The organism is Mycobacterium sp. (assembly GCF_049673265.1).
Lineage (GTDB): Bacteria > Actinomycetota > Actinomycetes > Mycobacteriales > Mycobacteriaceae > Mycobacterium.
Genome location: NZ_JBATXN010000293.1, coordinates 1 through 9,364, shown reverse-complemented (window position 1 = coordinate 9,364; position 9,364 = coordinate 1). Strand labels below are relative to the sequence as shown.

Below are 9,364 nucleotides of genomic sequence, written 5' to 3'. Positions count from 1 at the left end.
GTGCGGCGACGCCAATTTTCCCGGGTCCGGTAGGCGAGATGTCAGCGCAGTACAACGACTATCTCAAGCAGTACCTGGTGCTCTACACCAACGGCGGCAGCAATGACGTGGTGGCGCGGACCGCGCCCTCTCCGGAAGGACCCTGGAGCCCGGAACAACCTCTGGTGTCGTCATTTTCGATGCCCGGCGGTATATACGCGCCGATGATTCATCCGTGGTCGTCGGGTCGAGACTTGTACTTCAACCTGTCCCTGTGGTCGGCATACGATGTGATGCTGATGCACACCGTGCTGCCATAGCTGATCAGGTCATCACGTCACTTCGGGCACACGGAAGCTCATCTCCACCGTGGTCCCCGATGGAGTGCAGTCCATCTCGAGCCAGTCGCTGACCGCGCGGATCAGCAGCAATCCACGTCCGCGGATGCCGGGGTCGACAGGTGCCGCTTTCCACGAACCTTTGTCGATGATTCGCATGTGTACTCGGGCACCGTCGTTTTCGCCTTCTATCCGAACGTCGCCCGGTTTATGCCCACGGTAGCCGTGCTCGATGCTGTTGGCCGCCGCCTCGTTGACCGCCAAGACGATGTCGGCGGCAGTCTCATCCGGTATCTCAGCGTCGCGCAGCCATGCCGCAAGCTGGTGCCGGATATCACTCAATTGCTCAGCGGCTGCGGCGTTTTCAATCTTTATCGGGCTGTACGGGTGCCGGTAGACAACGATCGCGATGTCATCGTCGTATCCGGCTGGGGGGGCCATTTCGTCTAGGACGGCATCCGCGATGTCGTCGACGGGCAGATGCATCCCGGTAGCCACCGTCGCACTGACCCGCGCGATCCCGTCGTCGAGTGAGCTCTCGCGCCGCTCCACCAGTCCGTCGGTGTACAGCATCAAAGTTGAGCCGGGCGGCAGGACCACCGACGACTGTGGACGAGAATCCTTGCGGTGCACGGCCAACGGCACCGAGCGAGCGTCAGAGAGCAGCACTGGGTCGGCGTGTGGGACGGCGAGCACGGCTGGCAGGTGGCCGGCGCAGCTGTAACAGAATTGACCGGTCTCGGCGTCCAAGACCGCCAGAAAGACGGTGGTGCAGAAGGCATCTGGGATCAGCTTGGCGACGGCGTCAAGCTCTTCGAGCAGTTTCGCGGGCTCCGCGCCGGTGAGGAATAGCGCCCGGGCAGAGCTGCGAAGCTGGCCCATCACCGCCGCAGCGGCAAGGCCGCGTCCCACACAGTCTCCCACGATGATGCCGATCCGGTGATCGCCGAGCCGCAGTACGTCATACCAGTCGCCGCCGATCTCCAGAGGCGGGACCGCGGGTTCGTAGCGGACCGCGAACCCGGCCGGAAGCTCGGTCGGTGCCAGCATCGCGTGTTGCAGCGTCAGCGAGGTCTCGCGCGCGGTTTCGAACTGCCGCACATGCTGGATGGCCAATCCCAAATGCCCGACGAGCACGGTGACCAGCAGCCGATCCTCCGCGCTGACGCGACGTGGCACCCGCAGTTCCAGCCACAACGCGACGTCCCCGCCGCCGGTCAGCACCGCGACGATTCCGCGAGCCATGCCCGGATTGTCCGGCCATTCGATGGGCTGGACGGTCAGCGGCAATTGGTGACGGGCCTGCTGAAACATCTGGCGCAGTACCGGATCGAGTTGGCGCCAGGGAAGTGTGGCGTTCTCTCCGGCCACCTGAATCGTTGGGTCGCCGTCGTTCGGCGGCCACACCGCGCCCACCACCCGGTGTACGTCGAGGGCGACGCGACACTCGTCGAGGGTAATCGTCAGCACCTCGGCGACACTTTTGGCCACGCCAACCGCCGTGGCCAGGCGCAGCACCGCGCTTTCCCGCGCGGCGAACGCCCGTTCGGCGGTGATGTCGCGGATGGTTCCGACGTACACGTCTTCGTCGGCGACGTGCGCCGTGACCCGGTTGATGTTGACGGCTACCCATTCCAGACGGCCGTCTCGATGCCGGATCGGCGTCTCGTACTGGACTTGGTTCTCCTGATTGAGGCGCATTTGTTGTTGCCGCGCCGCCTTCTCGTCGACCAACCACGGGTGTGGCCACCGGTAGGGGACACCGTGGGCCGGGTAGCCGGTGATCTTGCCGAATGCGTCGTTGACCTCGGTGACGGCCCCTTCGTGATTGGCGACGAAGAATCCCTCTTGCAGCGAGTTCACCAATGCGCTGCGGAACTCGTCGCGATCGGCCAGGTTTTCGGCCCGGGCCCGCTGTTCCTCGTAACGCTTTGTGCCGTCTAGAAATCCGCGGGTCGCGATATCGAGTGGCGCCAGCGTCTGCAAGAGGAAGGCCAGTGCCGCCGGTCGATCAAAGACCGGATCCTGCGCGTAGTCGTCGACCAGTTGGAAGTGGTTCTCGATGATCTCCAGCGTGCTGATACTCATCTGCAAGGCCTGGCGTCCGAGTTCGTGTCCAACGGCGAGTTCTTCCTCACCGCGCGTCTGCAGGTAGGTACGCAGGGCGGCGGCGTACCCGGCGTGGAATTCGCCGGGGTGGTTCATCCCGACGCGCCTCGGTGACGTGCGGTGAGCACCAGCGCGTCGTCGTTGTCTTTGGCGTGCTCGTGCAAAATCTCGTTGGCGATCGCCAAAGACGAGGCGGAGAAGTCGATGTCGTCCAAATGGTCTTCCACGATGCCGTCGCTGGTGATCACCAGCAGGTCGCCGGGTCGGATCGGAACTTCCTGCGGTGTCAGCGTTTCGGGTATGCGGTAACCGACGATGCCGCCGGCCAGACGAGCGGAGGATCGCACTTCCACACCGCCCGGGTGTTTGGCAACGAGGTCGGCGGTCACATTGCCGACGCCGATCCAGCTTAATACATCAGATCGAAAGTCGATGTGCGCCAACGTCATCGCAGCCCCTCTGGTGCCCGACAATGCGCGGTGACAGTGCTGGACCAGCACGTCGAGCGGCTCGGCGCTCTCAGCCCGGAGCACTTCCACACCGCGCTTGGCCGCCTCGGCGGCATCCACGCCGTGGCCGAGACCGTCCAGCACGCCGACGAGGGCGCTGGTGTCGTTGATCTCGACCGCGATCAGCCGGTCGCCGCAGACGTTTTCGCCCGGTCGCGCCCGCGCCTTGGCCGCCCACTCGATCGGACCCAGCCAACCGTGCTCAGCCATTGTGCGGAATCCACTTCCACATCTCGATAACCGTCCCCTGACCCGGTGTGGACTCGACGAACATCCGGTCCATCAGCCGACGCGCCCCGGGCAAGCCGAGACCTAGACCCCGCCCGGTCGAATAGCCGTCCTCCATCGCCCGTTCGATGTTGGCAATACCCGGACCGTCGTCTTCGGCGCGCACCACCAGTGCTTGCCTGCCGTCCCGATCTTCTACCCCAACCCGAATCGCCCCGAAACCTGCGTAGCTGGTGATGTTGCGGGCGACTTCCGAGATCGCCGTGGCGATCATCGTGACGTCGGTCAACGAGAAACCAAGCTTGCGGGCCAACTGATGGCCAGCCTGACGCGCCGCTACGATGTCGTCGGGGTTGCCGACATCGACGATGACATCATCCGTCACCGTCGAGTCCGATCGATTTCCCCAGTCCCAGTTGTTTATTCAGCAGTGCCAGACCCTCTTCTAGATCCAGCGCGGTGTACATGTCGTCGAATATCAACCCCAGTTGGACCATCGCAAACGCGACTTCGGGCTGCAGGCCCACGATGACGGTGTCCGCGCCGCGCAGCCGTGTCATGTGCGCAATCGTGCGCAGCGAGCGGGCGGCGAAGGAGTCCATCACGTCGATGGCGGTGACGTCGACGATAATCCCTTGTGCGCGAAAGCGGCTGACCCGCTCCATCAGGTCATATCGCAACCGCTCGGTGTCAGAGTCGGTCAACGCCGCCTGCACTGAGGCAATGAGGATTGGGCCCTGCTTCAGGATCGGTACTGGCATGGCACGCCCGTGTTAGCTGTCAACGCAGTCTTTTTACCCGCCCGTTTCGCCGGTGCGAGTGACCTCGTAGCCCAGCAGCCGTTCGGCTTCTTCGATACCACCTTGTAGGTCACCCACGGCGTTCATCTTGGACAGATCCAGCCCGATCGTCACCAGGGTGAGCGCGATCTCCGAAGACAGACCGGTGATGATGACGCTGGCGCCCATCAAGCCGGACGCGTCGACGGTCTGCACCAGGTGGTTGGCCACCGTGGAGTCGATGGTGGGCACACCCGTGATGTCGATGACGACGACTTTCGCCCGGTTGGCGCGGATGGCTCGCAGCAGCTGCTCGGTGACCTGCCGGGCGCGCTGACTGTCCAGCACGCCGATGATCGGCAAGATCAGCAACTGCTCGCGCACCTGCAGCACCGGCGTGGACAGCTCGCGGATGGCTTCCTGCTGCTGGCGGATGATGCGCTCGCGTTCCTGCACGAAGCCGACCGCCACGGTGTTGGCGATGCGGTTGGCGGCGGGCTCGTAGGCGTCGAGCACGCGGTTCAGCAGGTCGAAATCGGTCTGGTACTTCTCGAACAGCGAACGGGCCAGCACGTCGCGCAGCAACAGCACGATGCCGACGACCTCATTGGTCTCCACACCTCGTGGAATGATGCGCTCGGACAAGTCGCGTGCGTAATCCTGGAGTGCCTCAACGCTACCGGTCTCGAGCACCTCGACGTAGCTGTCGTACACCGTCGTGGCCTCGGAGAAGATCTCCTCGGGCGACATCGCGGTGAGCAATTCGGCTTCGGTGATTCTGCGGGCCCATTCCTCGCGCAACGCCGTGCGGTTCTGGCGTAAGTGCTGCACCAGCTGCGGCAGCAGCAAACCCTCGCTCGAGATCGACGGTGCCTGATTGGCGACGCCTGTTCCCGACAGATCTATCGTTTGATCCGACATCAAACCTCCCGGCTTGCCGCAGGTGGGCGGAAGTCCCGCGCCAAGACTAACCGAGCCTCGCCGGACGAGGAGTTGAAGTAATATTTCTGCCAGTTTGCGGCGGCGGCACCGGGTCGGCACCAGGTTCGCCGGGCGCGATGAGACGCCCGAGGCAAGGATGGCCGTTGTCAGCTCCGGATCCAATCACGACCTCTTTTGCGCGCCGCGAAGGGATCGCGGTGGTAAGCGTCGGCGGTGAAATCGATTTGAGCACCGCGCCGGCTTTCGAAGCCGCGATTGCCGGGGCGCTCGACGACGATCCGCCGGTTCTCGTCATCGAACTTTCCGACGTGAGCTTCATGGCGTCGGTTGGTCTTCGGATCCTGGCGGCCACGCACGAAAAGATCAGCAAATCCGTTCAGGTGGCGGTAGTCGCCGGCAATCCGGCGACCACCAGACCGATGCAGCTGACCGGCCTCGACAAAGTCCTGTCGTTGTATCCCACGCTGGACGACGCGTTGACCGCGGTGGGTACCGGCCCGCGGAACTAAACCGACCGCAGAACCTGACGGGCGATCGCGTACTTGTGCACTTCGGTAGGCCCGTCATAGAGGCGGAAGGCGCGCATATCGGAGAAGATCATCCCGACCGGCGTCTCGTCGGAGATACCCATGCCGCCCAGGATCTGCACGCAGCGGTCGGCGACCTTGAACAGTTCCTCCGACACATACGCCTTGACCATCGAGCTTTCATGTCGGCCGGTGCCCCGATCGCCCTTGTCCAGCGTCCAGCACGCCCACCAGATCGCGAGTCGGCATTGCTGCAAAGCGATTTCGTTGTCGGCGATCATGAAACTCACGCCTTGGTGCTCGCCGAGCGGCCTACCGAACGCGGTGCGCTCACGAGCGTGCTGCACCGCGATCGACTGCGCGCGCGAGGCGGCTCCCAGCCAGCGCATGCAGTGCGTCAACCGGGCCGGCGCCAACCGCAACTGCGCATAGCGCAGGGCTTGGCCGACCTCACCCAGTACCGCTGACGCCGGCAGCCGCAGATCGGTGAACCGCACGACGCCATGGCCTTCGACGTAGTTGCGGTCCATCGTGTTCATCACCCGCTCGATCTCGATGCCCGGCGTCGCGCCGTCACACAGAAACAGCGTCGGCCCGTCGGGCCCGTGCGGGTTGGGCGCGACCCGGGCCATGATGATCCACGTTCGCGCGCCGCGCGCACCGGTGATCAACCACTTGAGCCCGTTGACGACGTAGTCGGCGCCGTCGAACACCGCCTCGGTGGCCAGCTGGTTGGGATCCGACCCCGCGCCGCCGGGTTCGGTCATCGCAAACACCGACCGTCCCCGGCCCTCGATGACCGGGATGAGGAACTGCTCGATTTGATCTTCGTTGGCCACCCGTCCCAGCAGGAACATGTTGCCCTCGTCGGGTGCGGCGCAGTTGAGCGCCACCGGGCCCAGCGTCGACCAACCGGCGGCTTCGAACAACACGGCCTGATCGCGGTGCGACGGCTCCCGGCCGCCAAAACGCTTGGGCGCCTGGAACGTCAGCAGCCCCGCTTTGCGAGCCAGCTCCACCAGCTCGGCTCGCAGCTCGTCATCGGGACCGTGCCGGCCCAGGCGCGGATCGGCCTCGTAGGGCACGATCTGCTCGGTGACAAACGCGCGGATCTGATCGCGCAGCGCCGCTGTTTCCGCGGGGATGTCGAAATCGATCATGCCGTCTCCATCAGCTCGCGCGCCTGCTCGAACAACCGCACCGTGGTGGCATGCAGCAATTCGCCGACTTCTTTCGGCGCCTTACCGGCGCAGGCGCGGGCCAGCGTGCCCTCCAAGACGATGCCGAGCTTGAAACACGCCAGCACCGTGTACCAGGTGATGTGCGACAGGTCGCGGGTGGTGTTGCGGGCATACTGCTCCACCAGATCGGAAGTCTCGGCCAATCCGCCCATCTCGAAGAGCGTGCCGCCGAATGCGGTGGACCCGCCGGATGGCTGCCAGGTGGCCAGCAGCCAGCCGAGATCCAGCAGCGGGTCGCCGATCGTGCACATCTCCCAGTCGACGATTGCGACGACGTCGGGACCGGTCCGGGAGAACATCACGTTGGCGGCGTGGTAGTCGCCGTGCAAGATGCCCGGCGTCCACGCCGACGGGCGGCCTTGTTCGAGCCAGTTGGCGACATCCTGAACCCCGGGGATGTCGGGCCCGGGATAGTTTTCGAACTCTCGATACGATTCCAGCTCCGAAAGCCAGCGTGGCACTTGACGTTCCAGAAACCCCTCCGGCTTGCCGAAATCGCCGAGCCCGACCGCGAGGTGGTCGACGGCACCGAGCTTGGCGAGCGCATCAGCCATCGACAGTCCCATCTTGAACCGCACCGCCGGGTCGCCGGCATGCAGCGCGGGCAGCTCTTCGCCGGCGTTGAACCCGTCGATGGGTTCCATCAGGTAAAAGACCGCGTCACCGAGAACACCCGGGTCGTCGCAGCTGGCGATCAGGTGGGGATGAGGCACGTCGGTGCCCGCCAGCGCGGCCAGGACCTGGGTCTCCCGCATGATCACGACGTTGCTGCGCGGGCGCAGGTGCTTCGGTCCGCGTCGCAGTACATATGGCCGGCCCGAACGGGTGAACCGCAACATGATGTTCTGCGTGCCGCCGCTGATTTTGGAGACGTCGTCCAGCGGGCCCTCGCCCAACCCCTGCTGCGACATCCACTGGGCTACGGCGTCCAGCTCTTCCATGGCTACTGGGACCTCCACACAGGGAGAAGCTACCGTCTGCAAAAATTGCGCTATGACGCCACCGGTGATTGCCCGTTGGATCTCGATCATCGAGAACGGTCATACTGACGAACTGGACGCGCTGATCGCCGACGACGCGGTGTTCTTCTCGCCCGCGGTGTTCACCCCGCAGGAAGGCCGAGCCAAGACTCTGATGTACCTGAAGGCGGCCGCAAAAGTGTTCGGTAACACTGATTTTCACTACATCGAACATTGGTACAACGAGCAATCCGCAATCCTCGAGTTTGCCGCGACGATCGACGGCACGTACGTCAACGGGATCGACATGATCCACTGGAACGACGCCGAACAGATCGTGTCGTTCAAGGTCATGCTGCGACCGTTGAAGGCGTTGCAGGCCATCATGCCGGCGATGGCAGAGTTGTTGCAGCAGTAGGGCTCATGACCGATAGGCCCGCCCGCGAGAGCGACGTTCATGAGATCGCCGCCGGGATGCCGCACGCGCGGCGCATTGAGGGTCCGAAGGGCAACGCGATCTACCAGGTGGGCGGCAAGTCCTTCGTGTTCTTCCGCACGCCGCAACCTGACGCCGTCGACCCCGAGACCGGGGAACGCCTGACCGACGTGATCATGATCTGGGTGGAATCCGAGAGCGACAAGTTGGCGCTGGTGCAGGACCCGGGTTCGCCGTTTTTCACCACCGCCCGATTCGACGACCACCCGTCGGTGCTGATCCGGGCCAGCAGGCTGGCCGACATCAGCAGAACGGAGCTGGCCGAGCTCATCCAAGACGGCTGGCTGTCGCGCGCGTCGAACCGTCGGGCGGCCGAATGGATCGCGGCGAATCGCCAGTAGCGTCGGATGAAATTGCGCCCAGGCGCTTCTCAGACAGGCGGCGTACTGTCCGGTGCTGGCCGGCGATGGGAGGAATGACGATGCCGCGGACCGACAACGACTCCTGGGAGATCACCGAAAGTGTGGGGTCGACAGCGCTCGGAGTCGCCGCGGCTCGCGCCGCCGAAACCGATAGCGAGAACCCGCTCATCCGTGATCCTTTCGCGCGGGTGTTTCTCGAGGCGGCCGGCGATGGCATGTGGAGTCTGATGGCCAACCCCGCCAAGGCGGCCGAGCTGACCGATGACGCGGATCTGCTGGCCAACCTTCAGGTGTTGATCGACTTCATGGCCGTGCGCACAGCGTTTTTCGACGAGTACTTCCTGGGCGCGGCGGCGTCCGGGGTTCGGCAGGTGGTGATCCTGGCGGCCGGTTTGGATGCGCGCGCGTGGCGGTTGCCATGGCCCGACGGGACAGAAGTGTACGAGCTGGATCAGGCCAAGGTCCTGGATTTCAAGTCGACCGCACTGCGGCGCCGGGGCGCACAACCGACGTCGGCGTTGGTGAGCGTCGCGATCGACTTACGACAGGACTGGCCAACAGCGTTGCAGCAAGCCGGTTTTGACGCGAAATCCCCGAGCGTCTGGTCGATCGAGGGACTGCTGATGTATCTGCCGGCCGCCGCGCAAGACCTGCTGCTCGACCGCATCCAAGACCTCGCGGCGCCCGGTAGCCGGCTCGCCGTCGAGGGGCTTGGGCCCGAGTTCGCTGCTCCCGAGCGGCGCGCACTGCACCGTGAGCGGATGGATCGGTTCCGAGAACTACTGGCGACGACGGATTCGCAGCTCGAGGTACCCGCGGTCGACGAGCTGTGGTACTTCGAGGAACGCGAAGACGTCGGCGACTGGTTGCGGCGCCACGGCTGGGACGTGTCCGT

12 protein-coding genes are annotated in these 9,364 nt (G+C 64.5%); 5 read left to right on the top strand and 7 right to left on the bottom strand.

All coding sequences use genetic code 11. The features are described from left to right. A partial coding sequence (locus WBF82_RS10260; protein WP_424382928.1) for a DUF4185 domain-containing protein occupies window positions 1-299 on the top strand: 299 nt, incomplete at its 5' end. 12 nt (window positions 300-311) lie between these two features. On the opposite strand, the gene WBF82_RS10255 is transcribed toward WBF82_RS10260, so the two are convergent. The 5 genes from WBF82_RS10255 to WBF82_RS10235 are packed head-to-tail and all read right to left on the bottom strand — an operon-like array spanning window position 312 to window position 4,863. Then, window positions 312-2,522 (bottom strand): SpoIIE family protein phosphatase, encoded by a 2,211-nt coding sequence (locus WBF82_RS10255; protein ID WP_424382927.1) that lies wholly within the window; start codon window positions 2,520-2,522, stop codon window positions 312-314. Next, on the bottom strand, window positions 2,519-3,145 hold the full coding sequence (locus tag WBF82_RS10250) for a SpoIIE family protein phosphatase (RefSeq protein WP_424382926.1): 627 nt from the start codon (window positions 3,143-3,145) through the stop codon (window positions 2,519-2,521). Before WBF82_RS10250 ends, WBF82_RS10255 begins: the two co-directional genes overlap by 4 nt. Next, on the bottom strand, window positions 3,138-3,548 hold the full coding sequence (locus WBF82_RS10245; RefSeq protein ID WP_424382925.1) for an anti-sigma regulatory factor: 411 nt from the start codon (window positions 3,546-3,548) through the stop codon (window positions 3,138-3,140). Before WBF82_RS10245 ends, WBF82_RS10250 begins: the two co-directional genes overlap by 8 nt. Next, entirely contained in the window at window positions 3,538-3,924 is a 387-nt protein-coding gene (locus WBF82_RS10240; protein WP_424382924.1) for an STAS domain-containing protein, read from the bottom strand. The genes WBF82_RS10245 and WBF82_RS10240 overlap by 11 nt, the downstream gene beginning before the upstream one ends. Before the next feature lie 33 nt (window positions 3,925-3,957). Next, window positions 3,958-4,863 carry an STAS domain-containing protein gene (locus WBF82_RS10235; RefSeq protein WP_424382923.1) on the bottom strand — a complete coding sequence of 302 codons (906 nt, stop codon included), beginning with the start codon at window positions 4,861-4,863 and terminating at the stop codon, window positions 3,958-3,960. 164 nt (window positions 4,864-5,027) lie between these two features. Between WBF82_RS10235 and WBF82_RS10230 the strand changes: the two genes are divergently transcribed. After that, a complete protein-coding gene (locus tag WBF82_RS10230; protein ID WP_424382922.1) occupies window positions 5,028-5,393 on the top strand; it encodes an STAS domain-containing protein in 366 nt (121 codons plus the stop codon). Here the strand turns inward: WBF82_RS10230 and WBF82_RS10225 are convergent. Together WBF82_RS10225 and WBF82_RS10220 are read right to left on the bottom strand one after the other, a co-directional pair. Continuing rightward, window positions 5,390-6,571, bottom strand: coding sequence for an acyl-CoA dehydrogenase family protein (locus WBF82_RS10225; RefSeq protein WP_424382921.1), 1,182 nt, complete (start codon window positions 6,569-6,571; stop codon window positions 5,390-5,392). The genes WBF82_RS10230 and WBF82_RS10225 overlap by 4 nt on opposite strands. Beyond that, the gene (locus tag WBF82_RS10220) at window positions 6,568-7,593 is read right to left on the bottom strand and encodes a phosphotransferase family protein (protein WP_424382929.1); all 1,026 of its coding nucleotides are present in this window, start codon (window positions 7,591-7,593) and stop codon (window positions 6,568-6,570) included. The genes WBF82_RS10225 and WBF82_RS10220 overlap by 4 nt, the downstream gene beginning before the upstream one ends. Before the next feature lie 52 nt (window positions 7,594-7,645). Between WBF82_RS10220 and WBF82_RS10215 the strand changes: the two genes are divergently transcribed. The 3 genes from WBF82_RS10215 to WBF82_RS10205 form a co-directional block, all read left to right on the top strand. After that, window positions 7,646-8,029: a nuclear transport factor 2 family protein gene (locus WBF82_RS10215; RefSeq protein ID WP_424382920.1), complete on the top strand. Its 384-nt coding sequence runs from the start codon at window positions 7,646-7,648 to the stop codon at window positions 8,027-8,029. 5 nt (window positions 8,030-8,034) lie between these two features. Then, window positions 8,035-8,448, top strand: a complete 414-nt coding sequence (locus tag WBF82_RS10210; protein WP_424382919.1) for a hypothetical protein — start codon at window positions 8,035-8,037, stop codon at window positions 8,446-8,448. Between the two features lie 80 nt (window positions 8,449-8,528). Then, the coding region (locus tag WBF82_RS10205) for an SAM-dependent methyltransferase (protein ID WP_424382918.1) at window positions 8,529-9,364 on the top strand (836 nt) is incomplete at its 3' end.

Excerpts from the sequence above, each read along its gene's own strand:
- WBF82_RS10255 (WP_424382927.1), bottom strand. The coding sequence starts at position 2,522 with ATGAACCACCCCGGCGAATTCCACGCCGGGTACGCCGCCGCCCTGCGT.
- WBF82_RS10250 (WP_424382926.1), bottom strand. The coding sequence starts at position 3,145 with ATGGCTGAGCACGGTTGGCTGGGTCCGATCGAGTGGGCGGCCAAGGCG.
- WBF82_RS10240 (WP_424382924.1), bottom strand. The coding sequence starts at position 3,924 with ATGCCAGTACCGATCCTGAAGCAGGGCCCAATCCTCATTGCCTCAGTG.
- WBF82_RS10235 (WP_424382923.1), bottom strand. The coding sequence starts at position 4,863 with ATGTCGGATCAAACGATAGATCTGTCGGGAACAGGCGTCGCCAATCAG.
- WBF82_RS10225 (WP_424382921.1), bottom strand. The coding sequence starts at position 6,571 with ATGATCGATTTCGACATCCCCGCGGAAACAGCGGCGCTGCGCGATCAG.
- WBF82_RS10220 (WP_424382929.1), bottom strand. The coding sequence starts at position 7,593 with ATGGAAGAGCTGGACGCCGTAGCCCAGTGGATGTCGCAGCAGGGGTTG.
- WBF82_RS10215 (WP_424382920.1), top strand. The coding sequence starts at position 7,646 with ATGACGCCACCGGTGATTGCCCGTTGGATCTCGATCATCGAGAACGGT.
- WBF82_RS10210 (WP_424382919.1), top strand. The coding sequence starts at position 8,035 with ATGACCGATAGGCCCGCCCGCGAGAGCGACGTTCATGAGATCGCCGCC.